Consider the following 26,481-nt stretch of genomic DNA (forward strand, 5'->3'; position numbering starts at 1 on the left):
TCGTCGTCCATCCCGTCGCTCCTTCACTGTAGAAGGAGCCGTCAAATCTGAAAGTGCGAAAGATTCTTTACGTTATCAATTCTGGGGCTCACGCTCGCGGCGCTCGCCCTGATCCGTTCGGCGGTCCGCCGATGGGTCAAGCCCTATTCATGCATCGCGGGGCGGTGTCAGCAAACCGTCTTGGCGCGACAGCCTGACGCGTGCAGCCATCTGGGTGCCGATGGCCGCGCCCCAAGTTGTCGCGGGCGGCGTGCCAGGGACCGTAGGCGCCGAGGTTCCTAGAGGTGGGGCCGCAGAATGGCTGCATCAAGCTGCGGAACCGGCCAATGAGGGCGTTTACGGTTATGATGTAATAGCTGTGCGGGGTGCGCCACCCGGCGTTGAGCGCGAAGTGTGGGATGCGCTCGTCCTTCCCGATCCGCGCGTAGGTCGTGTGGCCGTCCGTCCAGAGCACTGCGTCCGGCATCATCTATGACGCGCCCCGCCGCCGGTAGTCCCGCCAGCGCAGCCGCGGGGATGATGGTGCGCCGATGGCTCCTGGGCCAGATGTCTGTTGTATAAACAGAAATGCGATCGATAAACTCATCCGGAAGGCCAAACTCGGACTAACTCAAAAACTTCGGTACAAAAATTGTATGATACAAGGCGGTAAGTTCAGCTCCAGACACGCAAAGCGCCACAATCGTCACCCGTCCGTGGATTCCAAGATGGTCCCTGGGAAAGGCAATGATGCCACCTTCTTCTGGCCAGTGGACACCCTTATCCAAGCCTCCACGGTGTATCAGTACCCTTGCAATCCCATCGACCCTCCGTTTCGGGAGAAAGATTTCTAACTCAGTAGGCGTAACATTTACGCTGATTAACTCGTCAACCACGTGATTCCCAATTTTGTCAATTGTTGTACCACATCGGTCGCACTCAGTACGGCTAAAATGACCGCCGCCAAGCCCAAATGGCTTAAATCGGATGGTGATCGCTTCGTCGCTGCATCTCGCACAAGCCCCCCAGCTGCCGTCCCTTTCAGCTGAGAATTGCGCGTATAAACTTCCTATCCATTGGCCCGCGCCAATACATGTACTAACGAGATCAACCAACGTAGTGGAAAAATGGGAAACCGCACCGTCTAAATAGTCCTTCAAGATGGTCACACTATCCGGTGAATCCAAAATAGCATGTTTAGCGCGAGTAGAGAGAACTCCTGTACGATGAGCCTCAAAAACGCTTTCCATGGCCGCTTTTGAGCCTGCATCCCAAGCTCCGCACCTATCGAGAACTTCAAACAGATTGATACATGCTTCCAGCGCAGCAACCGATTTCTGTACGGGGCAAATATCTTGTGTGTAGCTCTTAGGCTCTTTAGGTAGTAACGCAACGACAGTATCAGAACCTAGTGCGAATGTCGGGTCTCCCAGCAGATGATAGGCACCTCGCTCACCGTAGGCTTCTTCAATGTGGAAATTTAGGGCATTCACGATTCTTCCTAGCGGCTCACCCGATAGAATCAGCGTTGAGAAGAGCGAAGCAAGGCCAGGAAAGATGGGAACGATCCTCATAGGCCCGATAACATTGGCACCCGATTCTGCTAGCGCAGCGGCCACCGAGTACTTCTTCGGAACACATGAGTCGCCGAGTCTTAACGATCCGCATGCGTTTAAAAGGATGACTGGACTTGAAATTCGACTAGAAAGAATACCTTTGACTGACTGAAGAACATCTTCATCGGCAACAATCCACCGATCCTCCAAAACGATGCAGTGCTCTGCGCCATGGTTTGTTAACGAAATCGCAAAGGGAGGATTGGGGGATTCCTGAAGTAATAATACTTCCGCCACAGTAGTCGGTGCTGATCCACCTACCGAGTGAACAACTGCCCTACTAGGATCCACCTCCGCAACAGTGGCCGAAGGTAGCAAAAACTTCCCCCTGCTCGAACGCTCGAAGAACCCCCTCTCCTGTATACCATACGCTCGATTTCTGGAAACCGAAGCCCACGAAATCAAACTCCGAGCAACTGAAGAATCGAGCTGCTCCCACTCACCGACAACTACCACGAAACCGCGTTCGATCGTCGAAAGGGCAGATTGTAATTCGTTTGGTTGCGCGAGATTCAATTCATCGGCGCAAGCGCAAGTATTTGTGCGCTCATATAGAAATATTTTAGTAACGACATCGCTGTGACCGCGGACTTTCATTCAGCTGAAGCCGAAGTCGGCGTTTCAGTTGGGCGCTGAAGCGCCGATGGAGCAATGGACGGCCGGCGGAGCGCTTTCGCTTCGCAGAGCCGACCGTCCATTGCGGCTAGTTGGGCCGCGTAGCCTGCCGGCGTCTCGTAGCCAATCGCAGAATGGTACCGGATGTGGCTATAGTGTGTGACCCAGTTCGCGACTTCGTCGCAGGCGTGGCCGAGGTCGAAGAGCAGCGTCTCGTTGAGAAGCTCGTCCCGCATCTGACCGCTGAAGGCTTCGCAGATGCCGTTGTGCATCGGCTTGCCCGGCGCGAAGAAATGCCAGGCAACGCCGGTGGCCTCCCTCCAAGCGACCATGGCGTTCGAGGTGAACTCGATGACGTGGTCGCTGACAATCAGGTCGGGCTTGCCGCGCACCGCCACGAGCGCGCTCAGCGCTCGCGCCGCAAGCTTCCCCGAGGTCGACGTGTCGACGACGGCGGCTAGGCGTTCCTTAATCACCTCGTCCACCACGTTGAGGATGCGCAGCCGCCGGCCGGCGACTAGCTAGTCGTACAACGAAGCCAACCGACCAGCGCGCGTTCGGCGCGATCGCCGTCAGGATCGGCGTGCGCGTCCCCGTCGTGTGCTTGCGGCCAAGTCGGCGGCGCATCGACTGACCCTCCTCGCGATAGAGCCGCTGGGTCTTCTTGCGGTTCATGGACCACCCCTCCTGGCGCAAGAGAACCTGCAAGCGCCGATAGAAGAAGCGCAGTCGCGCGCCCTCCAACTCACGAAGTCGCTTGCTAAGATCGTATCGACGGTACTACAGCAGCGACACCGAATTATCATCCGGTCCGCCCCGACCAAGGAGGACGCCCGCCGCTCGTTCATCTCGTGCGTCTGCACCAGGTGAGCGACAGCTGTCCGATTGGCGGCAGGCGCTACAACTCTCGCGCCAGAAGATCCTTCAGCGCGGCGCTATCGAGCATGGCGTCGGCGAGCAGCCGCTTCAACTTGGAACTCCCCCTCTTCCACGGCCTTCAGCCGTTTCGCAGCGAATACACCCAGGCCGCCGCAATTCGACTTCCCAGTGTACAACGCAGAACTGCTGAACTCGTGCTGCCGGCACACCTTGGCGATCATCGCAACGGTCTGCTGCTCGCGCACAACGCCGTCCCGCTCATCACTGAACTTCGATCACTTCACAGCCCGGTCCTATAGTTCGGCCGTACTCAATTCAAGATGGAGGTGGAAGCGGGGATCACAGCGCCATCCGCGCGTCTCTTCGGCTTGCCGCTGCGAAGTAGCTTCACCAGCTGTTCAATAGACCGTATTCATATCTGAACTGCATCCAGCATATTTGAGATTTTGTCCAGCCGAGCCTTCACCGCGTTGATATCGCTCTCGGCTTTGGCTGCTTCGATCTCTTTCTTGGCCTTAGCAACAGTCTCGTTGTTCTTGGACATTGTGTAACTCCTCATTCTCTGTAGGCTTGAAATTAGAGTGACGGCTACAGCGCCTTCGACAATCTGCTAGGGCTGCCCAGAGTCCGCCAGAATAGCTTGCCGTATGGTCAAATTTTTGTCAAGCTTGCGTTAAGCGTGCCAACTGTGGCCTGGGAAAGGTTAGGGTTGAGTAAGGCCTCCGCTATTTTTTGCCGCCTCGGAGTCGATTTCTTGAGACTGGATAACGACTTGCAGCACTCGCACATCCCGAAGCGTATCCGCATCGCCTTCTGTCAAGTAAGCGACAAGCTCATTAAGCCTAGCGATCATGAGTACCGTCAATTCTATAGTACGTGCTACAGATCCATGCCGGGCTTTCATTTTAGGGAAGACTTTCTGGACATCCCCCATTGGATACCAATAATATCAGGCCGCGTTGATAGAAGCATTGAGCAGACCCTCATTATCGTCGAAAATATTGAGGCCGGTATCAATAGGATACGCTCTGAACGATTCGACTATGTACTATTTTCGGTGATGAATGTTAACGCAAAAATTATAATGAAGATTATTTCCGAATGTGCAGACGTAAAGTTCCTGCTAGGCGGGTACGTCGACGCCACGGAATTTTCTCAATTTCCAAACTGTACTTTTCTGGACGATCCAAAGCAGCTGCTACTGTTTCCGTTGCTGAACTATCAGGCAGACTTGGGGCCGCGATACCATCTCTTCAACGATGGGATGGAGTACATCCCGAGATTTACATTGAGTACGGGCTGCAAGCACCATTGCAATTTTTGCTCGGTCCCGCGCTTGGTCGAGCCAGTTGATCAAAAGAGTATTGACAAGCAGTTGGCTTCCTTAACTGGCATCAAACACTCACTTCTATATATAGACGATAAGACGTTTGGCCAGTGCGACAACTACCGCACACTGAGTGACCTATTCGTCGAAATTAGTAAGGTAAACAAGGAATTCCGAGGCTTTATAGTACAATCCACGGCCACACAACTATTAGCAAATGGTGGTCAACTCCTGTCGGAGGCAATCTCTGACCTGCGCGTGAAGTACATCGAAATTGGCATAGAAACCTGTCGAGATGACTTGCTGCGATCTTTGAAGAAACCGCACCGCATGAAACATGTGCGTGAAGTATGTGAAATTCTTAGAGCCCACAATGGAAATTGTGGCGCTGAAAGAAACAGTGACAACGTTTATCTCATTCCTAATTTGATTTTTGGCATCCCAGGCGATGATTACGCGGAAACGTTGCGTTTTATTGATGAGTATATAGACGTAATCTCAACATTCAACTACGCGAATCTGTCCGTCTATCCCGGCCGCCGCGGGGGCGATGTCGGGAGCACCTTGCCTGGTGACGATGACGATTATAGTTTCCGAAAGTCATGGCTCAGTGACAAACAAATCAATGCGGGAATGAAGGCACTTTCAGCGTTGATGACGATCTTCCGTAAAAAATATTCTCCTGATCTTAACCAATTGGAACGCGACGAATCGGCTCAGCTAAGTTTCTCGACAGTTCGCCACCAAGCGGCAAACAACCGCGTCGCATGTGACTCTCCCTCTGGGTCAGGTGCATGAGTTTCAGCCGAACTCAAGAGGTGACTTAAATCACATAGTTCAATGTTCGTTCTTTCAGCGAGAATTTGATATTGACACGCTCTCTCCAGATAGTAGAGTCGTTTCAGCGCGTGCGCAGGATTAGCGCCACCTGTTACTACTCCGTGGCTTTTCAGCATGACAATTGAGTTAGATTCCATCTGCTTGGCGATATCAATTCCTGTAGCTTCGTCTTCGATCTCTCCATCGTAATTATCATAATAAGTAATGTCAGAGCAAATCGATAGGCAGTTCTGATGAATTGGTAGCACTCTTCCATCTCTACGGCATGTAATTGCGGTAGCGAACGGTGGGTGCGCGTGAATAAAGCAGCTATGCCGAGGGTGCAACGATTGAAGAGGATGGTGTAGTGACCATGCTGGTACATCGACATTATAGTTTTTCGGATATATGACACTCTTAGTCGATAGATTTACGCGAACAATTGCCGTGTTAGTAACTTCGGACCAGTGCAAAGGATATGGCGATAATAGCATCTCATCACAGTCGCAGGCGGCCCGATAACTCATATGTCCGTCTATTGCGTCGTGTAAGTTAAGGGAAGCACAAATCCTGTGTGCAGCAGCGAATTCTTCTCTACTCTTGGAACTCATAGAAGCTCATTCCTATACGATAAGGTCGTCGCTAGTCTCTCGAGATTTGTATTTTGTTATCGGTCGCATTGAGCATAATTTCTATCGAAATTTCTAGAAGTCGGTTCTTTAGGGAGTTCAATTCTTCGCCGTCGATCGGAGAAATTGGTGCAGCGCATTGACCGTTAACTAGATCGGAAACCCACAGCAACGCCGCGCATTGAACATGATAGTAATGGCAGACTGAGAAAACAGATGCACACTCCATATCTACGGCTAGGCACCCTTTAGAGCGCCATGTATTTTTATCCTTGTCGCTTTCCATTAGGCATGCTGAAGTGGTAAAAACTGGACCTGTTTTGACCGTTAAATGGCTGGTTTTTATGGCGCGGGCGAGAATAGGTACGGAAAGAGTGCTTTTGAAAAACGGCTTTTTGGGTAAGTAGTACTGCGAAACGCCTTCTCCAGACCACGCCTTGGAAACGACTAGAACGGTTCCTAACTCCAAGTCCGATGTCAAAGACCCGCAGCTTCCCGTATGGATAACTACATCGACTCCGATTTCACAAAAAACGTGAACGAGCTCAGCGGCCATTGGAGCGCCATAGGCGGTGGCAATTGCGACACAGCGGCCGCTAATATTGGTAATAAAAAGATCGTCGAGAAATTTCCCTCGGCCAGTAATGTATTTGACGTGATTGAAATTCGAGGCCATGCGACTCAGGTTTTCGCCAAGATATCTAGTACCGTAAATTATTAGAGCGGTCGGCGAATTTTCTGAAGGTATCTCAAGTTTGGAGAGCCAGTATTCTCTGTGTCTGCTTTCAGCTACACTCATTGACTGCCGGCTTTTCTGTTGGCTTTCATGCGTTTTGAAAAAACATTGCGCTTTTGCTCAAACAGTACTTCTATTGTTGCAAAACCGGCATCGATCCATGCCACTTGGCAACACATTCGGTCGTGCGAAATTTCGAGTGTCTTAGTCGCGAAGTTATCTTACGAGATCATCCTAAATCGTTGGCGATAGAAAGGCAACTCTCGCTGGCTGCTCTCGCCCTCCAGCGTCTTGCGCCCTAGCTGACGTTTCATCTCGCGAGTGCGGTCCTCCATCTGCTTGGCGGAGCGATCGCTTGTGACGGCTTCGTCTCCTGAAACATCCACGGCCCCTCCCTCCGGCATCAGACGCGGTCAACGATACAGCAGGTTCGGAGCGACGCCATTGCGGCGCTCTAAATGAAAATGCAGGCGGTGTTATCCAGCGTCTCCTCGACGATCCGCAGCTTCTCGTATGATGACGAGCGCGGCCGCCGGTCGCTATGGGTGATGATCTCACGGTCAGAAGTATGCACATGCTCAGGTATATTCTTAAGGCTCGATGGGCATTCCCAAGTTTCTCGTCACAGATGCTACCGCCGCTCAGCAAGCTCCTTGCGATCGAGAGGGCGACGCGCCGCCGCCTTGGGCATCCACCTTTGTACGTCATGGTTTTCTCCATGGCCTCGAGCCGTCGGGCCAGACTCCCGGCGCGCTCGCCGGAGCAGCGGAGGGCCAGCAGAAACAGAAGGATCGCGAGGGCAGTGACGCTGTAGTGGAGCGCCGTGCTTGCCCATGCCGATCCGGCGAGCGTAGCAGGGCGCCCGCCGATCATCGCTGCCCCCGACGCCAGTCATCGAGGCGGGCGTAGATCGTGACGCCGATCCCGACGAGCGCCACGGCGATGAACACCCAACGGAGTGTGTCGAGGTATGGCACGAGCGGCAGGATTGCGGATTGGGTCTCGGCCAGGACGCTCTGCGCAAACTCGACGCCAGCTGCGCCCAGCGTCGCCACGCCAGCCGCGCCACCGCCCTTCATGGTGCGGCTCTCGGCAAGCACTTCGCGTGCGGGCGGCGTCTCGGCTGCAAATGCCGTCGCACGGACCGGGAACCGCTCGCCCCACTGACGCTCGGGGCCAAGGTCGATGTGCATGAACCCGGATCGCGGGTAGAACCCGAAGCCAAGGAACCCGACCGCGCGCGCCGCAGCCTCGAATGCCGCCGGGTCGTGGTTCGCCATGGCGATGTCGAAGGCGGCGCCGTCGAGGTGCTTGGAGCGGGTCGCGCCGCCGACGGCCTGGTTGTGCTCGGGGCTACGATAGGCGGAGCGGACGATCAGCGGCTTGCCCAGCCGGTCGCGCAGCGCCTGCAGCTTGTCGAGGGCCGGTTCGTTGACCAGCAGCTTGCCGGTGCCCCGGCAGGCGATCTCGGCTGGCGAGAAGTTCGGCCAGCGCCAGCTGCTCTCGGGCACGTCGCGCCAATGTCGGTGGAAGGTCGTGGTCATGAGGTCCTCCGAAAACGAGTTTCCGGCCCCTCGCAGGGCTCGGTGCGTTCGCCGCACGGGAAGGTCCACTGGACCTTCCCGTCTGCCTGACAGGCAGACCACGGCTCACCCCGCCACGAGGGCGGGTCATTGCGGGCCGATGAATGGGGATGGGGCGCAGCTACGGGCTGCCGCCGAAGATCTTCAGCTTGATGGCGATGCCCGCGAGCAACGCCAGCATGACGCCGGTGGTGATCATGCGGACGGCCGTCTGCATGGCGGTGCGGCGCACCAGCCGGATGCAGTCCACCAGGGAGCGCAGATCGCGGATGTCGAGCGCTGCCTCGTCGCCGTCGAGCCCGACATCGGCGAGCGCACGCTTCGCGCCTTCCTCGGCTGCTCGGGTCAGGATTGCCTCGAACTCGGCGTCGGGCATGCGCACGAAGCCCTCGGATCGGGGTGGTGTCATCGGAGCCTCCTTCCGCCGCTCAGCCGATCTTGCAGCCCCAGAAGGACGTGTGATCGGCGGCGAAGTAGCCGTCCGCGACCCGGAAATACCCCTGCAGCTCGACGGTATCGCCCGCAGTCAGCGGCACCATGGTCTGCAACCAGATCGCGGTGGCGAGCGAGACATGGGTGGCCGAGATTTCGCCGAGGGAGCCGCGGATTTCCGTCGTGCCATTCAACACGAGCCGCCCGCGCATGCGAGCCGTGGCGCTGGCGTTGATCTTGTAGAGCAGCGTCGCGCCGAAGAGGTAAGTGCCGTCCACAGGTGCTGTGAAGAGGTTGGTCCCGGAATCGAAACAGCCCTGATCGTTGTAGTCGGTGTTGTTGAGGCCGATCTTCGTCCAGGCTCCGACGCCGACATAGTTGTCGTAGTTCGTCCAGGCCTTGAAGCGCGGCAGTTGCGGCTGGTCGACGATGCCGTTCGTGTTGTCGACGCTCAGCCCGTCGAAGAAGGTGCTGCCGTCGGCGGAGACCGCGAGGCGGAAGCGGTCGGAGCCGAAGAGCCCCACCAGCGCCTTGGTCACGAAGCCGGTCTGCAGCGTCAGCCCGAGATCGTCGCCCGCAGCCTCCTTGTTCATGGTGTAGAAGAGATCGCCGGTGCCACCCTCGGCCACGGTCTTCGCCGTCCAGAGCGCGGCGTTGAGCTTGGCCGAGAACGGGTTCGAGGCATCCGCTGTCGTGCCCAACCCGAGCAGCGCGATGTTCTGCAGCGCGGCCGGTGTGGTTCCGACCCAGCCCCCGCCGTCATAGACCAGCAGGAGACCTTCGTCCTCGACCCATGCCCGCCAGCCTGTCCGCGGCGGCAGGCGCAGCCAGGCCCCGTCGGTCCAGAGCGCCACGTTCAGGTCCCAGCCCGCCCAGTCCCCCGTCGCGCCCGAGCCGACGATGTAACGGTCGCCATCAGTGGGGCTGGCGGGCGGCGCGGTCAGGTCCCTGTCGAGCACGGAGAGTTGCACCAGCCCGTCGAGGATCCGCAGCGCCTCGTTGTGGGTGACGTGCTTCTGGGCCTGCGCCGCCAGGATGTAGGGCAGCAGGAGATGTGACGTGGCGTCGGACATGGGGGCCTCAGAAGGTTAGCGTGACGGTCTTGGGCGCGCCCCGTCCCACGAGGGCGGAGAGCTGGAAGATGCGGATGTCCAGGCTGTCTCCGGGGTCGAGCGGTGCGCCCCAGTCGGCGGTCTGCTCGGCGCCGGTGTAGGTGACGCTGGTCGTCGTGCTGCTGAGCACCCGCCTGACCTCGCTGCCCGCGAGGATCTCGACCTCGTAGGCCTCGATCTCTTCGGCAAGCGGCACCTCGAGCGCGCCCCAGCTGTCGGCCGCGAGCGCCCGGGATCGGCGCGTCCAGCGGATCGTCAGATCGCCGGGCGTACGCGGCTTGCGCCACGGCTGCTCGACATGGGCGACCGAGAATGGCCGCAGCCCTACGCCCGCGGGCGTGAAGGTGGTGGCCACATAGGTGTCGTCGCTGACCGGCCGGCTTGCCGGGCCGATGCGCCAGTTCCACGGCATGCCGAGATCGGCCTCGGCGACGGGCAGCGAGGCGAGCGCGGTGTCCAGCACAACGACCCGGGCGCCTTCCGGAGCCGGGTTGCCCATGGCGCCCTCGGTGCCGCGCTGACCACGCAGGAGCCGGGTGAGCTGATACCGGCCCGGCGCCAGCAGCTCGGCCGCGCCCGCCTGCACGATCTCCCAGACGCCGGGCGCGCTCTCGATGGCGAGCGCATTCGCCCCGCCGAAGAGGGCAAGGTCGGTGATGCTTTCCAGCGTGCCGGTCAGCAGATCGACCACCAGCGCATTGCCGAGATCGAAGCGCGACGTAGGCCCGGCGTAGAAATCTGCGACCAGCACCCCGATCCGGGCGCGGCTGCCAAACGTGGTCAGCAGCTCGAAGCCGTCCGTCGAGGGGCTGCGGAAAACGGCGATCTCGCCCGGCCAGGGGATGGCATGGGCCGCGATGAGCGGCCGGTGCGCCGGCTGGTCCTCGCTGATCTGCGGCAGGTCCATGAGCACCGCCGCGGGCGGGCCGAAGACGACGGCGCGGGAGAGCGCCGAGGACCGCGCCTGCCCGGGCGGCAGGTCGTAGGCCTCCCGATCCTGGCGCACGGCCTCGACGCCGCGCGCCTCGGCGTCGGCGATCGAGACCAGACGCAGCGCGACCTGCCGGCCGTCATGGTCGAGCGCCACCACATCGGCCGGGTCCAGCGCGAGGCGCGAGGGCGGCAGACGGAACGCCGCCGTCTCGCGCCCCACCCATGCCTCCATCAACGCGCGGCGGCAGCGGCGTTCGGCTTCCTCGGGCGGCACCGCCATCGGGAAGGACTCGGAGGCGATGCGCGTCGTGTCGACCGTGATGCGCCGCGCCTCGACGAGGGCCGCGTCGTAATCCTCGTCGGCGCGGGCGACCTGCCACTTCAGGGCCTGCGGCAGTTCGGTCTCCTGGCCGCGGGTCAGTTCCAGCACGTCGCCCTCGCGGGCGGCCACCAGATCGTCGGGTACGAGGGTGGCAACGGAAGCCCGGGCGCGCATCACGAAGCGGATCACCCCTTCGGTCTCAACGGCGTCGAAGCCGAAGTGGCGCGACAGCGCGGTGATCGACGCGCGCGGGCTTTCCAGCGCCGTAATGGCGTAGCCCTCGACCGCGCCCCAGAGACCGGTGACGTCGATCCGCGCCTCAGGCATTCTTGCGCGCAGGCAGAGGTGACGGACGAGCGCCGCCAGCGACACCGCCCCGAGCCGTCCGGTCAGCCAGTGCCCGAGCCGCCAGTTCGCGCCGTCCGTCCAGACGTCGGTCAGTGCGGGGAAGAACGGGTACGGCCGCGCGTCCCACGTCCAGGCGGCGCATTCGGGCACATGCACCATCGGCCCGCCATAGATGACGGACACCGGGTTGTTCGCGGCCTCGCCCCACCAGAGATACGTCGCCTCCAGATAGGCGCGCTGGATCGCGTCATCGCGCCAGCCCCGCGAGAAATGCGGCGTGAAGCTCTCCGACGATTTCGGGTCGAAGAAGACGTTCGGCTGGTTGGTGCCGAGGTCGATGGCGGGGCAGCCGAGCTCGGTGAAGCGGATCGGCTTCGATTGCGGCACCCAGCCTGTGGGCACAGCACTCTCCACTCCGCCCGGGCGGTCGTGATGCGGGTTCGACCACCAGCTCCGCAGATCCTTGGTGCGGAAGACCCATGGCGCTCCGTAAGCACCATCGGTGATCAGGGTTCGGAGCTGCGCGGCACGATCCGCGTCGGAGGCGTAGAACCAGTCGAAGCCCTCGCCGCCCGCAATGTTCGACTGCAGATAGGCCCGGTCGTAGATCGCGGTCCAGCCGTCCTGCGCATCGACATGGTCGAAGCCGTCGCGCCAATCGGAGAGCGGCATGTAGTTGTCGATGCCGACGAAGTCGATCGCCGGGTCGGCCCAGAGCGGATCGAGATGGAAATGGACATCGCCGCTGCCGTCGGCGGGCTGGTGCCCGAAATATTCCGACCAGTCGGCGGCGTAGCTTATCTGCGTGCCCGCGCCGAGGATGGCGCGGACGTCGGCTGCGAGCCCCCGGAGGGCCTGCACAGCCGGATAGGTCGAGGCGTCAGAGCGGATCGTGGTGAGCCCCCGTATCTCGGATCCGATCAGGAAGGCATCGACCCCGCCCGCGGCGGCACAGAGATGGGCGTAATGCAGCACCATGCGGCGCAGGCCCCAATCACCCGCGGCGCCGGTCCAGCTGACGGTCTCACCCGACACGGCGAAGTCGGAGGGACTGGCGGCGCCGAAGAAAGCCGCGACCTGCGAGGCCGCTACGGCGGTCCGGTCCGGACTCCCGGCATATCCCGCCGCGGGCGAGACGGTGATCCGGCCGCGCCACGGGAAGGCGGGTTGGCCGATCCCGGCCGCGTTGTCGCTGTAGGGGTCCGGCAGCGTATTGCCGGGCGGCACGTCCATCAGCAGGAAGGGTGAGAGCGTCACGCGCAGGCCGCGGGCCTTCATCTCCTGGATCGCCTGCACCACCGCGAAGTCGGCCGGCGTCCCGCCGAACACCGGCCGGTCCTCGGCATCGCGGCTCACGAGATGGGCATTGGCGCGGGCAACGCCGTTCACGCTCCATGTCATCGGGATGGTGGTCTTCGCCGCCAGCTCGACCCCCGGCATGACCCGGCAGTCGCCCGCGCGCAGATCGTCCCCGAACCAGGCGACGACGAGGCTGACGCTCTCGACCGCGGGCGCGCTCGCCTGCAGCCGGTCGAGCGCCATCACCATGTCGGCGGTGTCGGCACGCGCGTTCAGGTTGTCCGGGTCGGAGGAATCGCCGCCGCCCTTGCGGATGCCCTCGGTGGCATAGGTGAACTCGCCCGACGCCGGGATCATTGTGACCGCGCGCACGACCCCCTCGGCGGTGTCTGGATCGGCGAGCGGGCGGAACACCTCGAAGCTGAGCTGCGGCAGACGGTTGCCGAAGCTGGCGAGCGGCAGCTCCTCGAAGACGACATAGGCGGTGCCGCGCCAGGCGGGTGTGCTGGCCGCGCCCATCCTGGCCGCGATGAACGGGTCCGCCGTCTGCGCCTCGTCGCCGGGATACCAGCGCCAGGTAACGCCCGAGAGGTCCATCGGCTTGCCATCGGCCCAGATACGCCCGATGCCGGTGATTGGACCCTCTGACAAGGCAACCGCGAAACTCGCGTAATAGAGATGCTCGGTGGTCTGGACCTTCCCGCCACTGCCGCCCTTGCCGCCGCCCTGCGTCGTGGTCCGCGTCTCCTCGCGGAAATCGGTCGCCCAGATCACATTGCCGCCCATGCGCATGCGCCCGAAGACCCGCGGGATGACCGCGCCTTCCGTCGACGAGGTGATCCGCAGACTGTCGAGCCGCTGGCCCTCGATCCGCTGCGCAGGTGCGAGGGACGAGACGATGAAGCTGTCGACCACGGAACCGACGGCCGATCCGACGAAGCCGCCGATGGTCGCGGCGCTGACGCCGAGGATCGTGCCGCCGATGCTGCCGCCGATGGCGGAGCCGGCGACGCCGAGAACGAGAGAGGCCATTTCGGATCAGACCTTGGCTGGAAACAGGAAGGCGAAGGCGATGCGCCGCCGCCAGGCAGCGGTGAGCGGTTCCTCGATGACGCCGAGTCGCTCATAGGCGTGGAGGAAGCTGTCGCGCCCGGTGAGGATCCCGACATGCTTGGCAATGGCGCGGGGCTTCATGCGGAAGAGGACCAGCGTTCCCGGACCGGCTGCCGCAGGTTCCACTTCGATCATCATCCGCCGCGCGCCCTCGGCCAGAACCTCGCGCGGTCCGGTCTCGCCCCAGTCGCGGCTGTAGGGCGGGATCGGGAACGGCTCGGGGCCCACCACCTCTCGCCAGACGCCGCGCGCCAACCTTCTGCATGGCCGCCGTCTCGATGGTCACCTCGTGGCCTACCGCTTCGCTGCTTGAGGCCGTCAACTCCGCCGCCATCAGCGCAGCCACCCGCGCCGGCCAGTTCACCCACGCGTCGCGTTCCTCGCGCGCGAGCCGGAAGACCAGCGCGGTGGCGCGGTCGCGGTCGACCAGCTCACCCTTCAGCTTGGCGAGCCGGATGCGCCGCTCCTGCGCCTTCAGCACCTCATGCGCCGTCTTCGCCTGCAGGAACGTCGTGCCTCCGCCCGTCGCAGGAGCCGCGAGGCCCTGTTCCTTCAGCGTGTCGCCGACCGCCGAGACCGCCGCCTCCGGCACCGGCTTCAGCTTCGGCGCGGGCGCTTTTCTGGTCTTCGACGGATCGGTCGTCTCCGCCCGCAGCCGGTCCGAAGCCGCGGCGTCGATGCTGCCATCCTCGTGCAGGACGAGCCGACCGGCGGCCTTCGCCTTCTGGATTGCGCCGCGCGACAGCCCGACATGGGCGGCGTACTGGCGCTCGCTCATGCCCTGCATCGCCAGCTCCGATTATCATTCAAAACCAGGAGCTTATCGAGTTGATAAGCCGGGCCAGCGGAGCGAACGTTCATCCCACAAGGACGATGCAACTCACCCGGAGGCAACACGATGACCAGCCGCCTGAACCCGATCACCACCCCGCGCTTTGAGGCCCGCGCCGAGAAGGCCCGGCGCAACCGCGACGCCGCCCTGAACGCCTTCATCGGAAGGAAGGCCGAGATCGACGAGATGCTCGCCCGGCTGCAGGTGCTCAGCGACGACCACTTCAACGCCCACCCCGAAGAGATCAACTGGGGCCATGTCGGCACCCTCGAACACTACGCCAGCCTCCTGAAGCGCATCACCGACAGCGCCTTCGGCGAAGGCGAACACGCCGAATAATCTCCGGCCCAGCCGGAACTCCCGCCGCGCCGCCGCGCGGCTCGGGGTCGTAGGAGGGTCGCGACGGTCGCGGCCCCGAAACCGGAGACCCCAGATGACCAAGCTTTCCGACACCCAGCTCGTGATCCTCAGCGCCGCCGCGCAGCGCGAGGACCGCAACGTCCTGCCACTCCCCGGCTCGCTCCGCGGCGGCGCCGCCGCCAAGGTGGTCGGCGCGCTGCTGAAGCGCGGGCTGATCGCGGAGACCGCGACCGACAGCCAGACCAAGGCCGACGCCGCGCTCAACCGCATCTGGCGCAACGACGCGGACGGCCGCGCCATCCTGCTGCACATCACCGACGCGGGCCTCGCCGCCATCGGGATCGAGCCGGAAGGCGGCGCCAGTGCGCCCACGGGCGCCGACGAAGCGCCGAGTGCGGGGGCTCCCGCGGAGGCCGACCCCGCGCCCAAGGCGCGCACACCGCGCGCGGGCACCAAGCAGGCGAAGCTGATCGAGATGCTCCGCGCGGAGGGCGGCGCGACCATCGACGAGATCGTTGCGGCCCTCGACTGGCAAGCTCACACGGCTAGGGGCGCCATGTCCGGCGCGCTGAAAAAGAAGCTCGGCCTGACCATCACCTCCGAGAAAATCGAGGGGCGCGGTAGAGCCTACCGCATCACAGACAACTGAAGCCGCACACCACGATGGTCCCAATGCCGCCGTCCCACATGGGGCGGCGGTATCTCATCGTGCCCCGCGCACCCGGATCGCCTCGAACAGCCGCCTCAGGGCGAAGGACCGCGCGATGCTCACCACCGTGAACACCGCGCCTATCTTCAGGTTCTGCGCGAGTGTCGTGTGCAGCCCGAAGACCGGGAAGATCAGGATCTGCGTCACGACCGCGACGCCGTAGCCCACCGCCACGTTGGCGATGGCCTCAACCAGCGACATGGCCCGGCTCTGCTTCATCGCACTCCCTCATCCATCGGCCAGCAGTTGAGCTGCGAGAGTTCGGAGCGCATGCGCCGCGACCAGCGGGACCACTCCGTTGCCACAGAGCCGAAGCCTGTCCACCCGGTAGGCCAGCCCATCAGCGCCTCGACGAACAGCGGGTTCAAGGTCCGGGGCGTGTCGCAGGAACTCCCGCCAGCCGTCGGCGTCACCAGGACCTGGCGGCCAAGCAGCCCGTTCACCGGCGTGTTCGCGAGGCTCGTCGCCCCGTCCTTGTGATCCCGCGCTGTCGGCGTCATCCAGAGCCGGGTCGCATCGCAGAGCGTCGACCCGTCGTTGCGCGGGCGCGCCGTCTCGCTGCGATTGCTCGTCGAGTTCCGCGTTCCCTTGCTGTCGCCCGCCAGCGGCGTCGGCCAGAGCCGCATCATCTCGGTCCTGTTCCCGCCGCTCGACCGCGTCCCGGAGCAGGCACGCGGGGTCGGCCAACTCGTCGCGCTCGCGGTGGGCGAGGATGAAGAGCCGCTCGCGCCGGTGGGGCGCGCCGACTTCCGCCGCCGTGAAGAGGCCCGCCGCAAGGCGGTAGCCCATGCCGACCAGTCCTCCGGCGACTTCGGGGAAGCCGAGGCGGAGATGATGCGCGACGTTCTCGAGGAAGACGAAGGGCGGCTCGGTCTCGCCGACGACGCGGGCGACATGCGGCCAGAGGTGGCGCGGGTCGTCCGCGCCCCGGCGCTTGCCCGCGACGGAGAACGGCTGGCACGGATAGCCCGCAGTGACGATGTCCACCGCGCCGCGCCACGGGCGGCCGTCGAAGGTGGCAACGTCGTCCCAGACAGGCGCCCGATCCAGGGCCGCGTCTTCCATCCGCGCCACGAGGATGGCCGCGGCGTAGGCGTCCCGCTCGACATGACCGACAGTGCGATATCCGGGGCATGCGAGGTGCAGCCCGAGGTCGAGCCCGCCGGCGCCGGAGCAGAGCGAGAGGCCGAAGAGGCACGCGTCGCCGGCTCCGGCAGACAGGCCGGAGGAAGGTAGAGCCACGCCATCCACGTCGTCAGGCCGCGTGGGCATCCTGCTGTCCTTCGCCCAGTTCGAGCGGGAGGTCACAGCCGAACGCATCCGCGACAAGGTCGCCGCCAGTCGGAAGAAGGGCATGTGGATGGGCGGGGTGCCGCCCTACGGCTACCGCGTCGAGAACCGGAAGCTGGTGATCGACGAAGACGCCGCCGAGCATGTCCGCTGGATCTTCGCCCGCTTCCTCGAGATCGGATCGGGGACGGAACTGGCGCGGGAGGTCGCGATACGCGGCCTCCGCACGCCGCGTGGCAACCGGATCGACAAGAAGTACCTGTACCGGTTGCTGAACAACCGCGCCTACATCGGCGAGGCGGTCCACAGGGGAGAGAGCTATCCCGGCGAGCACGACGCGATCATCGACCGCCCAACATGGGACCGCGTCCACGCCATCCTGCAGGAAAGCCCCCGCAAGCGCGCCGCGCGCACCCGCGCCGAGACGCCCGCGCTGCTGAAGGGACTGCTGTTCGGACCGGACGGCGCGGCCTTCTCGCCGACGCACACCCGCAAGGGCGACAGGCTCTACCGCTACTACGTCAGCCAGACAGTGCTGAAGCACGGCGCGGGAGCCTGTCCGGTCGGCCGCGTGCCCGCCGGCGAGATCGAGGCGGCCGTCATTGACCAACTCCGCACCGTGTTTCGCCAGCCGGAGATCGTCGCGGGCACGTGGAAGGCGGCGCGCGCCCACGCCGACGACATAACCGAATCCGACGCCCGCGCGGCCCTGCAGCAGGTCGATCCCCTGTGGGACGAACTGTTCCCCGCCGAGCAGGCACGGATCGTCGCGCTGCTGGTCGAGTGCGTGGACATCGGCGTTGATGGCTTGAACATCCGGCTACGCGTGGACGGCCTTAGTGACCTCACGCGCGAGATGCTTGCCGGCGATATCGAGGCCGCAGCATGACACGCGGGGCTGCCATCCCCGACACCGTGACACTCCACGTCCCGTTCCGGATCGTGAAGCGCGGCGGCCGTAAGGAGATGCAGTTGCCGGCGGGCGTCAAGCAACCGTGCCGGACCGACGGCACACTGGTCAAAGCGTTGGCCCGTGCATTCCGTTGGAAGAGGTTGCTGGAGTCAGGCGAGTTCGCAACCATCGCCGAACTGGCCGAGCACGAGGGCATTGCACCTTCATACATGACCCGCGTCCTACGGCTCGCCCTACTTGCGCCTGACATCGTGGAGGCGATCCTGGATGGGCAGCAGGGGCGAGAGGTGACGCTGGTGAGAGTGCTGGAGCCTTTCCCAGTTGAGTGGGAGAAGCAACGATTTTCAAAGATAGAAACTACCTGAACTGCCCTCAGCTGCCGTTGGCCGTTTCGCGATTTGATAAGGTGCAGCTTCACTGAAGCGGACATCCAGGGCCGCACGCAGGGCGGCCATTCAAGCCAAGGCCAACCTATCCTCCGGGGGTCAGTTTTGCTCAGAAGTAAACAGTCCCAAACTGTGCGGTCTTAGGATCGCTTCCACCACGCGTCGGACGCCTACGATGGGATTGTCCGAACTGATCGTAGCGGGAAGTTCCATACGAAAAGTGACTGAATGTGCATCCACGTGCTGATGGGCGATGACGTCATCGCGCCTCAGGACCTCGACCCCTGGATCTGCCATGTCGTACCCACGAACGAAAGTCACGCTGAATTTAGTCGTAAACGGTGCCTCTTTGACCATCGTGGCATGCTCGTATCCGATGCCTGACTCTGCGCCGTACACAGACACCCGCGTGAGAAACTCGTCGACCAAGCCACTAGCCCCGGTGGCCTTGAGACGCTCGAGGATGCTCTCCACCAAGGAAGGGATCGACAAAGCAGGCGCATTGAGATCAGCTTGGCACAGGCCGATACTTACGAGGAGCAGACGCGCTTCACCTGCCGTGTCATCACTGGCAGGGGTAGGTTCAATCTGGTGGATGCCATGGATTGCGTGACTTGAGGTGGTGCCAGTAGTGGTTTTTATTTCTACGCCCGTGCCTTCCCATGTGAAGTCCCTTGCCGAGCGGCGCCAGCCATCCCAAGCTTGGACGATTGGTCCGACCTGAGGATCGGTAGCCCGTCGGCACAGAGCGTCGAGTAGTAGCAGTTCCCCAACAAGTCCGAGAATCGCATTCTCGGAGATCTCCAAGCGCTTAATGGCAAGTTCGATCAGCGGCTCGGTGACGGCAAAGGCGCGCTCTAAATTAGCATCAGCCTTCTCGCGCAGCAGTTCAGCGGCAATAAATGCACCGACCTGGTCGAAATGCCCCAGCGCAGGCAAGCAAATGCGGTTTGCGTTCAGCGGAGGCAGAGTTTCACGGTGCCAGGAGTGGTAGTGAAGCGCAGTCTTCACTGCGCCGGTCCGGGGGCTTAACTCTTCGCCTGCAAGGAACAGTTCCAAATGGCCGCGACTATTCCGAGCGATCCCGACCACTTTCGCATCCGTCAACCAAGTAATGGCTCGGTCTTCTCCATTTGTGCCCGCCGGAACGACGTTGATCTGGTTTAGAACTGCTTCGTAGCTGGTCATGGGAGTTTCTACTTAATGATGGTCGCCCCAGCACGGGTGGCAGAAAACTGCTCTGGACCTCCCGCAGGGAGACAGACTCCAACTGCGACCGTGGGATGCTCGTCGTCCGAGTGTTGATTGACGTAGAAGAGAATTTGACCGTCGGAGCCGCTGGGTCGCCATCCTGTGTTGCTGCTGGACGGCACGTCAGCGCAACGGTGATAGTAGTCGAAGTAGACGTCGCCGCGATACTGACCCGGGCCGGCGTTGGGGTCACTCGCACCCCAAGTGGTCTGGAGTTCGCCTCCCGCCACCCTCTTTGTGGTGGCGCGTATGTTGAATGGGAGCTGTGCCAATGGACCTTTGGATATGGTGGCGCCACCTCCGTAACGAATGCCGATCCAGAACCGTGGTTGCTCAGCGTTCTTTCGCGTGAGATCGGCGTAGGACCACAGATTGCTGGGCTGGCCGGTGACAAATAGGCCCGTAATCGGCCGAGAGAGACTGGCCGACCAAAGCCGAAGGTAAGCGGCGATGGCATAGGGACAGGCTCGCCTCGGCTCATTTCCCTCACTATGCCTCACCGGTGGGCGATAGAAAGGTGCGTCCGTCAGTGGGGCGACTGCGTTTGCGCGAGCTTCGATATCGCTCCAGAAGTTCGCGTAAAGCCCCTCGCTCCCGGGACGGTAATCCGCGAAGTTGAGGCTATCCAAGAGTTCGGCGGCCTCGGTCAGTTCGAGTGGAACATTTAGGATCCGGCCCCGCAGCACATTGGCGACAGTGAGGTCGCTGGATTCGGATGGCCGAACAAAGAGTCCAGCCACGACGTCTGCATTGGGATCCGGCCGGTGGCTGTCATTGATGACCGTCACGAAGGGGCGGGCTCCCGGTGATAGCGGAAGGTTACCCAGGCCTGCGATCTTGCCTGTGGCTTCGAAATTTAGCCCCTGCAAGACGGTAGGTTTAGGAGCGTCGCTCACCATGCGCTCGATGATGGCAGTTCGAACTGCTTCGTCGACATCGTGATAAGCACTGAAGAGGGAGAGTTGGTCGCTGGAGGCGAAGACGCGGCACAACTCAATATATGACCCGCGGTAGCCGAACCAGCGCTGCATCTGCATCTGGGTGTCTGCCAACGGGTTGGCCGATGAGCGCTGAAACAACGTTGTGGTCATCCCTTCCAGCGTCAGCCCCCGCGCCATGACATTTCCTGAGACAAAGATCGTGCAAAGGTCGCGAGCTGCTCTCCATTTACCGGTTTCTGCATCCAGGGTTGGTGCGTATGCAGGGCGATCGTCAGCGTTAGGGTCGCTGTTAACCACTGCGATCCTAGTTCCAGGGATCATCTCCCTAACCAATAGCTCTTCGACCGTCTGCCAGTCCGGGAAACTCGCCGGTGGCAGGAGGTCGAACTCCTCCTCGATCACTTTGGCGGAGGCACGATACTTTTTAAGCCATTGCGCCCATGGGGCGGGATCCGCCAGAAGTTGTTCCACCAAGGCGTGCGGAAGCCTGGCATCTCCCTCATCGAGCATATCTCGAGCCGTCGCTCGATCCTGAAACCCTGCCCAGATCAAGAGATCCTCAGCACCCTTGAAGTGGTGCTGGATTGCTGCAGAAGGGTGATACAGCATCGAGTGCGGCGAAGACGCGTTGGTAAGGGCTTCTTCCTTGGTGTCGAACTGCATTGCGAGTGCGGACGCCGGGCCGAGCTTTCCAGAGCGGTAAAGGCGGATGGCGCCCGCTACCAAGAATGCTCGGACGGCGTCGGCGAGGTCCTGCTGCACGGAGTTGGTGGTGGGCACGCAAAGTTTGGCTGCCTCCGCGCGGCGATAGAATACCTCACCGCCAGTGTAGCATGAACGTATCCCAGCCGCCTCGGGGTAAGTCGATGAGCGAGGTGCGTTGAGATTGCCAGGGTCGGTCGTGTCTACTGGATGGCCGACGTCAAGTGGCGTGCGAAGAGAGATCAGGAAGTCTCGTGGTGCCAGGGGGTTGTGATCCTCCTGAAGGAGGTTGGCCTGGGGTGTCGCCGTATAGGCGATGTAGGTCGAGAAGAGATTTTCAGGCGAACCTTGTGGAGGATCCCAGAGGTTGGCGATCGCACGCGGGATCTGCTTTAGGTTGCCGTAAATGGGGTCCTGCGAGGACTCAACTACGGCGTCGAGAATTGAGCCATCGTCGGCCTCATCGTCAAGCACGAGCATGTGGACGGTCCGACCAAGCTCCTTAACTTCTTTAAAAACGTTGTCGCGGAGGCTTGCTGCGAGGGCATGCAGATGGTCAGTCTGCTTCATCGCCACGATGATCAGAGGCATGCCCTGACGCAGCCGTTTTCGAACCTGTGCAGACGACAAACGGTAGGTGGTTGTCAGCGAGTGGGCCTGTTCTGACAGAGCGATGCCAGGCGCAGGACACAGCAGGCGGCGTTTAACTTTCTGTGCGTTTTCCTCGCCAGAGTCCAACTGCTGCTGCAGCCTCTCATAGGTTTGGCGCCACAAGGAGAGGCGGGTCCCGGCGAGTACAACGATGATGTCGAGGCCGTTGTCGATGGCCAAGGCTGAGACACCCAGCATTGAAGCGGTTTTGCCAGACTGAACCGAACCCATGACGAGTCCCGTGCGCGAGCGGCGGAATGACCACTCATCGGGCTTCGCGGTGTCGGCGGCCAATATTCCGCGCTGCAAAATGTAGCGAGAGTCTGCCTCAACTGCGGCACGCGCTGTGTCGGTCAAGCCGGCGAGTTGAGCCTTGTACCTTGCCCACCAAGAGTCCACCTCTTGGGGAGCGGGTGGATTGAAGTAGACGTGCTCGACGAGTGGGGAATGTCCTGGCACCGCTCTCAACTCTTCGGTTCGATGCGCATCCGCTGCAACGACGCGTACCCAGAGGTTCCAAACTGCAGACGGACTGCCTCAGCTGCTTGATCAGGGTCGATTTCCAATAGTTCGAGCAGACTTTTGCTGATCTTGGCGATGTAATCCCACTGGGTTTTCGTCTGCGTCTTTTCGGGACGTTCCCAGTCCTCAGCTTCCTCGCTCGCTTTTCGGATAGTATCAGCGTTAGCCTCGATGCGATCCTCGATGTCGTCTGGCGAGGCCGCCAAGGCCATGGCAATGCCGACCAGTGAACCTACGAGTTGGAGTTCCTGCCACTTGGCGCCCTTGCCGCCATCCTTGAACTGATCAGACCACAACTCATCGTGCGCTGAGTGGAGTTCGACAGCGTGTAGCAGCAGCTTGAACAGCTTGTTTAATGTCGATGAGTCGGCTAACGGGTGCTGCTTGTTCTTCTGGATCGCGATCAGCAACTGGTCGATGTTGCGGCTAGTCGATGCCAAGTCTTTATCTTTGGTGTCATGCACCAAGACCGAGATGACCCAGGCGAGAACCTTAGTGCGCTTATAGCGCGTGCCGCCAAAACCGTAGTCTGTCAGCGCCTCACCAAGGCGGTCAAGATCGTGGATGCCGGCAAGCGACCCGGAGATTTTGGCGACATCAGTGTTTGGGTCGGCGTCGCCGGCGGCGGCTAGGGTCGCGCGAGTAAGTTCGACCTCGTGGTAGACGGCGTTACGGATCTCTTCAGCATTCAGGTGCACACCCTGCTTGTTGTAGAGGCGAAAGACTTCATGGATCTGGGCTTGACTGGCCTTAGTGTATTCGATGACGGGGATCTTGTACTGTGCCGTTCCCTCGAACAGGTACTCAATGGTGGTTTGCTCACCAGCGACGTCGATCACCTGCGCCTTGATTTGCGTGTAGTACTTTCCGCGGAGAGGCTCAAGGTAGGAGCCAACCAGCCCGCCGTCTCCGGTCGTTCGCAGCTTGAATGGGAAGTAGTATTCGTTCTCATCTGCGGATTTGAGTGGGCTACCTTCTAGCGCTTTCCACGCGCGGCGAAACGCAGGGTAATCGTCGTTAAAAAGATCTGTCAGATTCCTCTTACCCTGGTCATCAAGACGTCCTTGTTCGTTGAATCTTTTATCTTTGTGACGAGCAGTGACCTCCGCAACCTTCTGCTTTGCGGCAGGGTGCTTTCCTACAAACCGGAGAATGGCCGTGAGCCTCTGCTTGCCGTCAACGACCTCATGCGGTGTCGAAGGTCCGGTTCGCAGCAAAATGATGGATGGCAAAGGTACGCCACGCAGGATGGACTCCAGCAAGGACTGACGGTCGCTGTTGGTCCATACATCACCACGCTGGTACGACGGCGTCAGGTTGGGCGCCCTCATGGTGAGTTGGTAGATCGGCCATACGTCGGCCTTTGCCGTGACAGGCTCTGGGCTTACCACTTCCTCGATCCCGTCGATCTCGGCCCAAGCGTCAGCCCATGACTGGGTTGCGGTTGCGCGGTTAGTGCCCTTGGCCTCGAATTCTTCGAGAAAATTTTCCTGGAGTCTTACCGCTTTTTCCACACGCTCGTTTAGGCGCTCAAGCGCGCGAAGACTCAGCGGCGGGTTGGCGCCTCCGGGAGCAAGGAGGTCGGTCGGTTCAAGGTTGAACTCAGCGATTAGTGCCTGAAGGAATCGTTCGCCGCCTGTTAGCGGAAGGTCCTCGCTTAGGCTCAGCCAGCCTTGAACCTCAGCCACTTTGCTCATCCACGAGGCAGAGGCGAAGTCGACGTCACCGCTGCTGAAAATTGACGAAACCGAGCGAACGCCGTCGGGCGTGTCAGAAGCCTCGGAAAGTGTTGCCAGCCCGTTGGCGATGCTTTCCAGGAAGAGAACCCGTTGGTCTTCCTCGTCGAAGTCGTTTTCTTGTTCGATATGATCAGTCATTCAGCAGCTCTTAAGGGTTCGAAGTCAGAGGTTATGCTCGACGTGGGCCGGATGAGCCCGTGCAACAACCGTTCGGCAATTGCTTTGACAACGCGAGCGTTCACTGCGTTTCCCAAAGCTTTGTACGCGTCGATGTCGGACGCGGGCAGTTGGATACCACCGAGGCTCTGAAGTTCAGCGCATTCGGCTGGCGTAATGTAACGACGCTCGCCGGCCAGATTGGCACCGAGGATGGGCACTTGGGTCTGCGTGAAGGAGACAAGACTTGGGGAGGTAGTGGGACGCTTGATCCGTAGTCCTGACGCACGCACCTGTAGCACGAAGTTGTCAATGTCACGGTTCTCACCTTGCGCGTTCCACTCCATCTTCTGGAAGCTAGACGGGAAGCTTTGTGGGCTCCATCTTGAGATCCAAGGATCGATCCAGTGGCAGTTGGCTTGGTAGAACTCGCGGTTTTGCCTGATAAAAGTCCGCTTCCACTGCGGAAAATTCAAGTCGCCTGGGCGATTAGCATGACTCGGTATCCTCGTAAGTTGTTCGTCGAGCGAGCAATCTAGGGACTGGCCGAAGCTGCCCTTGAAACCCAACCGCCTAAAACCCCACACAGGTCTCCGAACCCAGACCCCTGCTGGTGTCTCGTCCAAGTAGGGATAGGTCGCCCCAAATTCCATCGACCAGATCGGGAAAGAAGGGAGCTTCAGCGAAGCCGGCGAGCTTCGTAGGAAGTCGCCCCACATGTCAATGGCTCGCAACGTCTGTTCCGGGATGGCACGCCCGGAATGCCCTTCTTGGCGCAGCACCCATTGGATTTCGGTTGGACCTTTATGCTTCGCGGGCCACTCATAATTATCGAGACCCTGTAGCGATCCTACAAAATATGCGCGGTCTCGCACCTGTGGAATGCCGAAATCGTGGGGCGAGAAGTGCTCTACTGCGACGGAGTAGCCGAGTTCCTCCAACAAGCGAATGATCGTAGTCTTGGTGCGGCCGCCGTCGTGCTTGAGGATATTGGGAACATTCTCCAAGATGAAATGTAGTGGCCGCTTAACGCGCAAAATGTCGTGCACCTTGAAGAAGAGATTGCCCTGATTTGTGTCTTTAAAGCCTAGTTGGTCTCCCGCTTTAGAGAACGGTTGGCAAGGAAAGCCTGCTGTAAGTACGTGGTGATCGGGCACATTGAGGGCTATGATTTCGTCGCTGCTCAACTCATTGAGGTCACCCCAAGCATCGATACCGAAATTGACCTTATAGAGGGCCTTCAGTTTGGGCTCCCTCTCTGCAGCGAACACACCACGCCCGTCCAACTCCTCGAGCGCGACGTGGAAGCCACCCAGCCCAGCGAAGAGGTCGACAAAATGGAATGCCTCTTCACTGGTTCCCATTTTTTTGGCCCCCTCCGTCTCTGCCTGATCGGGCGAGATTTCTCATGATCTGCTCACAACTTTACATAGCCCCACTTCATGTTGTATGTCCAACAGTCTGTTGACCACCAAGCGGACTTGACCACGAGAGGGGTGCGGATGACCTTCCCCCTGGATCAGGACCGGGTTGAACTGGAATTCTCCGGCTGGGGTTGGGTGATGAGCGCCGGCGCGGAGCCCGCAAGAGGCTCAAGCGACGGCGCGGCGGTCGTGCTGAGAAACTCCATCGGCGAGAGGTATCCGAGCGCCGAATGCGGGCGCTCGGCATTGTAATGGCGCCGCCACGCGCCGATCTCGTCGCGGGCGCGCGCCGTTTTCAACTCGGTAGACTGCGTGTCCAACGAAGGTCCGGAATCCGCCGTTCCTTCTGATGCGGTGAAGTGTGAACAACCCCGGAACTTGATCGACGCCGCCTGGTCAGCAAGAAGCGAACGTACGATTTCAGTTCCTTCTTGCCGAACGCCACCGACGTCGAAGTGTTCAGGCCGAAGCCAAGAAAAATAACGTTCTGCCAATGGCTTATAAGCTATTCACCAAATCGGCATAGTCATGAGGTCCAGAGAATATCGGCCCTGAGACACCGCTTTCGGGCCTTCGGGCGCAGAGGCCGGTGCTCAGCCCCTCCTGCATAACCCTCGAAAACAACGAGAAAATCCGGCAGCAGTCGGATCGGGAGAACGCTTTCGCTGGGGCAAGTGGCGGAGAGAGAGGGATTCGAACCCTCGATACGGTTGCCCGTATACACACTTTCCAGGCGTGCGCCTTCGACCACTCGGCCACCTCTCCGCTGGGCACAGGTGATAGCCACAAGCGGGGGGCGGGTTCAAGGCCCGATTGACGGTTGCGCGCGCGCCCGCGGTGCCGCATCACCGGGGCCAGGCCAG

19 protein-coding genes, 1 tRNA gene and 5 pseudogenes are annotated in these 26,481 nt (G+C 61.0%); 6 read left to right on the forward strand and 19 right to left on the reverse strand.

Features of this window, described 5'->3' with window-relative positions; translation table 11 throughout:
• Positions 1 to 605 precede the first annotated feature (605 nt).
• The 3 genes and pseudogenes from GE300_RS12925 to GE300_RS23565 form a co-directional block, all read right to left on the reverse strand.
• Positions 606 to 1,832, reverse strand: a complete 1,227-nt coding sequence (locus GE300_RS12925; RefSeq protein ID WP_154446996.1) for a hypothetical protein — start codon at positions 1,830 to 1,832, stop codon at positions 606 to 608.
• A gap of 356 nt (positions 1,833 to 2,188) precedes the next feature.
• Positions 2,189 to 3,364, reverse strand: a pseudogene (locus GE300_RS23880) (IS3 family transposase); the annotation flags it as partial.
• A 137-nt stretch (positions 3,365 to 3,501) separates the two neighbouring features.
• The gene (locus tag GE300_RS23565; RefSeq protein ID WP_267905447.1) at positions 3,502 to 3,633 is read right to left on the reverse strand and encodes a hypothetical protein; all 132 of its coding nucleotides are present in this window, start codon (positions 3,631 to 3,633) and stop codon (positions 3,502 to 3,504) included.
• Positions 3,634 to 3,843: 210 nt separating this feature from the next.
• On the opposite strand from GE300_RS23565, the gene GE300_RS12935 reads away from it, so the two are divergent.
• Positions 3,844 to 5,214 carry a radical SAM protein gene (locus tag GE300_RS12935; RefSeq protein WP_154446997.1) on the forward strand — a complete coding sequence of 457 codons (1,371 nt, stop codon included), beginning with the start codon at positions 3,844 to 3,846 and terminating at the stop codon, positions 5,212 to 5,214.
• Here the strand turns inward: GE300_RS12935 and GE300_RS23885 are convergent.
• The 7 genes and pseudogenes from GE300_RS23885 to GE300_RS12965 all read right to left on the reverse strand — a co-directional run bounded on the left by GE300_RS23885 (position 5,133) and on the right by GE300_RS12965 (position 13,625).
• Positions 5,133 to 5,846 (reverse strand): class II aldolase/adducin family protein, encoded by a 714-nt coding sequence (locus GE300_RS23885; RefSeq protein WP_154446998.1) that lies wholly within the window; start codon positions 5,844 to 5,846, stop codon positions 5,133 to 5,135. The genes GE300_RS12935 and GE300_RS23885 overlap by 82 nt on opposite strands.
• Positions 5,847 to 5,877: 31 nt before the next feature.
• Positions 5,878 to 6,663 (reverse strand): phosphorylase family protein, encoded by a 786-nt coding sequence (locus GE300_RS12945; protein WP_154446999.1) that lies wholly within the window; start codon positions 6,661 to 6,663, stop codon positions 5,878 to 5,880.
• A gap of 212 nt (positions 6,664 to 6,875) precedes the next feature.
• Positions 6,876 to 7,186 (reverse strand): annotated as a pseudogene (locus tag GE300_RS23000) (IS3 family transposase); the annotation flags it as partial.
• 283 nt (positions 7,187 to 7,469) lie between these two features.
• On the reverse strand, positions 7,470 to 8,144 hold the full coding sequence (locus GE300_RS12950; protein WP_154447000.1) for a YcbK family protein: 675 nt from the start codon (positions 8,142 to 8,144) through the stop codon (positions 7,470 to 7,472).
• Positions 8,145 to 8,304: 160 nt separating this feature from the next.
• Positions 8,305 to 8,592, reverse strand: a complete 288-nt coding sequence (locus GE300_RS12955; RefSeq protein WP_085378178.1) for a DUF6127 family protein — start codon at positions 8,590 to 8,592, stop codon at positions 8,305 to 8,307.
• A 19-nt stretch (positions 8,593 to 8,611) separates the two neighbouring features.
• Complete coding sequence (locus tag GE300_RS12960; RefSeq protein ID WP_154447001.1) at positions 8,612 to 9,688, reverse strand: DUF2793 domain-containing protein; 1,077 nt, start codon at positions 9,686 to 9,688, stop codon at positions 8,612 to 8,614.
• Between the two features lie 7 nt (positions 9,689 to 9,695).
• Positions 9,696 to 13,625 carry a baseplate multidomain protein megatron gene (locus GE300_RS12965; RefSeq protein WP_456064538.1) on the reverse strand — a complete coding sequence of 1,310 codons (3,930 nt, stop codon included), beginning with the start codon at positions 13,623 to 13,625 and terminating at the stop codon, positions 9,696 to 9,698.
• Between GE300_RS12965 and GE300_RS23005 the strand changes: the two genes are divergently transcribed.
• Positions 13,528 to 13,758: a hypothetical protein gene (locus GE300_RS23005; RefSeq protein WP_233417012.1), complete on the forward strand. Its 231-nt coding sequence runs from the start codon at positions 13,528 to 13,530 to the stop codon at positions 13,756 to 13,758. The genes GE300_RS12965 and GE300_RS23005 overlap by 98 nt on opposite strands.
• Here the strand turns inward: GE300_RS23005 and GE300_RS12970 are convergent.
• A pseudogene (locus GE300_RS12970) lies at positions 13,668 to 14,006 on the reverse strand (NlpC/P60 family protein); the annotation flags it as partial. The gene GE300_RS23005 and the pseudogene GE300_RS12970 sit on opposite strands and share 91 nt — an antisense overlap.
• A 634-nt stretch (positions 14,007 to 14,640) precedes the next feature.
• On the opposite strand from GE300_RS12970, the gene GE300_RS12980 reads away from it, so the two are divergent.
• Together GE300_RS12980 and GE300_RS12985 are read left to right on the forward strand one after the other, a co-directional pair.
• Positions 14,641 to 14,913 carry a hypothetical protein gene (locus tag GE300_RS12980; RefSeq protein ID WP_154447004.1) on the forward strand — a complete coding sequence of 91 codons (273 nt, stop codon included), beginning with the start codon at positions 14,641 to 14,643 and terminating at the stop codon, positions 14,911 to 14,913.
• A gap of 94 nt (positions 14,914 to 15,007) precedes the next feature.
• Positions 15,008 to 15,583 carry a DUF3489 domain-containing protein gene (locus tag GE300_RS12985; protein WP_154447005.1) on the forward strand — a complete coding sequence of 192 codons (576 nt, stop codon included), beginning with the start codon at positions 15,008 to 15,010 and terminating at the stop codon, positions 15,581 to 15,583.
• A gap of 54 nt (positions 15,584 to 15,637) precedes the next feature.
• Here the strand turns inward: GE300_RS12985 and GE300_RS12990 are convergent, their stop codons facing one another.
• A complete protein-coding gene (locus GE300_RS12990; protein ID WP_154447006.1) occupies positions 15,638 to 15,862 on the reverse strand; it encodes a DUF7220 family protein in 225 nt (74 codons plus the stop codon).
• A gap of 9 nt (positions 15,863 to 15,871) precedes the next feature.
• Positions 15,872 to 16,915 (reverse strand): DNA cytosine methyltransferase, encoded by a 1,044-nt coding sequence (locus GE300_RS12995; protein ID WP_154447007.1) that lies wholly within the window; start codon positions 16,913 to 16,915, stop codon positions 15,872 to 15,874.
• Between GE300_RS12995 and GE300_RS13000 the strand changes: the two are divergent.
• Together GE300_RS13000 and GE300_RS13005 are read left to right on the forward strand one after the other, a co-directional pair.
• Positions 16,890 to 17,822 (forward strand): annotated as a pseudogene (locus GE300_RS13000) (recombinase family protein); the annotation flags it as partial. The gene GE300_RS12995 and the pseudogene GE300_RS13000 sit on opposite strands and share 26 nt — an antisense overlap.
• Positions 17,819 to 18,211 (forward strand): hypothetical protein, encoded by a 393-nt coding sequence (locus GE300_RS13005; RefSeq protein WP_154447008.1) that lies wholly within the window; start codon positions 17,819 to 17,821, stop codon positions 18,209 to 18,211. The pseudogene GE300_RS13000 and the gene GE300_RS13005, both read left to right, overlap by 4 nt.
• A gap of 120 nt (positions 18,212 to 18,331) precedes the next feature.
• Here the strand turns inward: GE300_RS13005 and GE300_RS13010 are convergent, their stop codons facing one another.
• The 6 genes and pseudogenes from GE300_RS13010 to GE300_RS13035 form a co-directional block, all read right to left on the reverse strand.
• Positions 18,332 to 19,420: a PD-(D/E)XK motif protein gene (locus GE300_RS13010; protein WP_154447009.1), complete on the reverse strand. Its 1,089-nt coding sequence runs from the start codon at positions 19,418 to 19,420 to the stop codon at positions 18,332 to 18,334.
• Between the two features lie 8 nt (positions 19,421 to 19,428).
• Positions 19,429 to 22,134 (reverse strand): Z1 domain-containing protein, encoded by a 2,706-nt coding sequence (locus tag GE300_RS13015; RefSeq protein ID WP_233416992.1) that lies wholly within the window; start codon positions 22,132 to 22,134, stop codon positions 19,429 to 19,431.
• A 107-nt stretch (positions 22,135 to 22,241) separates the two neighbouring features.
• The gene (locus GE300_RS13020; protein WP_154447011.1) at positions 22,242 to 24,176 is read right to left on the reverse strand and encodes a GmrSD restriction endonuclease domain-containing protein; all 1,935 of its coding nucleotides are present in this window, start codon (positions 24,174 to 24,176) and stop codon (positions 22,242 to 22,244) included.
• Positions 24,173 to 25,558 (reverse strand): DNA cytosine methyltransferase, encoded by a 1,386-nt coding sequence (locus tag GE300_RS13025; RefSeq protein ID WP_154447012.1) that lies wholly within the window; start codon positions 25,556 to 25,558, stop codon positions 24,173 to 24,175. The genes GE300_RS13020 and GE300_RS13025 overlap by 4 nt, the downstream gene beginning before the upstream one ends.
• A 155-nt stretch (positions 25,559 to 25,713) precedes the next feature.
• Positions 25,714 to 25,908 (reverse strand): annotated as a pseudogene (locus GE300_RS23010) (integrase core domain-containing protein); the annotation flags it as partial.
• A gap of 385 nt (positions 25,909 to 26,293) precedes the next feature.
• Positions 26,294 to 26,383, reverse strand: a tRNA-Ser gene (locus GE300_RS13035).
• Positions 26,384 to 26,481 lie beyond the last annotated feature (98 nt).

Origin of the sequence: Halovulum marinum (assembly GCF_009697225.1) — a bacterium.
GTDB lineage: Bacteria > Pseudomonadota > Alphaproteobacteria > Rhodobacterales > Rhodobacteraceae > Halovulum > Halovulum marinum.

Excerpts from the sequence above, each read along its gene's own strand:
- GE300_RS13020 (WP_154447011.1), bottom strand. The coding sequence starts at position 24,176 with ATGACTGATCATATCGAACAAGAAAACGACTTCGACGAGGAAGACCAA.
- GE300_RS13025 (WP_154447012.1), bottom strand. The coding sequence starts at position 25,558 with ATGGGAACCAGTGAAGAGGCATTCCATTTTGTCGACCTCTTCGCTGGG.
- GE300_RS12945 (WP_154446999.1), bottom strand. The coding sequence starts at position 6,663 with ATGAGTGTAGCTGAAAGCAGACACAGAGAATACTGGCTCTCCAAACTT.
- GE300_RS13010 (WP_154447009.1), bottom strand. The coding sequence starts at position 19,420 with ATGACCAGCTACGAAGCAGTTCTAAACCAGATCAACGTCGTTCCGGCG.
- GE300_RS12995 (WP_154447007.1), bottom strand. The coding sequence starts at position 16,915 with ATGCCCACGCGGCCTGACGACGTGGATGGCGTGGCTCTACCTTCCTCC.
- GE300_RS12990 (WP_154447006.1), bottom strand. The coding sequence starts at position 15,862 with ATGAAGCAGAGCCGGGCCATGTCGCTGGTTGAGGCCATCGCCAACGTG.
- GE300_RS23005 (WP_233417012.1), top strand. The coding sequence starts at position 13,528 with ATGAAGCTGTCGACCACGGAACCGACGGCCGATCCGACGAAGCCGCCG.
- GE300_RS12950 (WP_154447000.1), bottom strand. The coding sequence starts at position 8,144 with ATGACCACGACCTTCCACCGACATTGGCGCGACGTGCCCGAGAGCAGC.
- GE300_RS12985 (WP_154447005.1), top strand. The coding sequence starts at position 15,008 with ATGACCAAGCTTTCCGACACCCAGCTCGTGATCCTCAGCGCCGCCGCG.
- GE300_RS13005 (WP_154447008.1), top strand. The coding sequence starts at position 17,819 with ATGACACGCGGGGCTGCCATCCCCGACACCGTGACACTCCACGTCCCG.
- GE300_RS23885 (WP_154446998.1), bottom strand. The coding sequence starts at position 5,846 with ATGAGTTCCAAGAGTAGAGAAGAATTCGCTGCTGCACACAGGATTTGT.
- GE300_RS12955 (WP_085378178.1), bottom strand. The coding sequence starts at position 8,592 with ATGACACCACCCCGATCCGAGGGCTTCGTGCGCATGCCCGACGCCGAG.
- GE300_RS12980 (WP_154447004.1), top strand. The coding sequence starts at position 14,641 with ATGACCAGCCGCCTGAACCCGATCACCACCCCGCGCTTTGAGGCCCGC.
- GE300_RS12960 (WP_154447001.1), bottom strand. The coding sequence starts at position 9,688 with ATGTCCGACGCCACGTCACATCTCCTGCTGCCCTACATCCTGGCGGCG.
- GE300_RS23565 (WP_267905447.1), bottom strand. The coding sequence starts at position 3,633 with ATGTCCAAGAACAACGAGACTGTTGCTAAGGCCAAGAAAGAGATCGAA.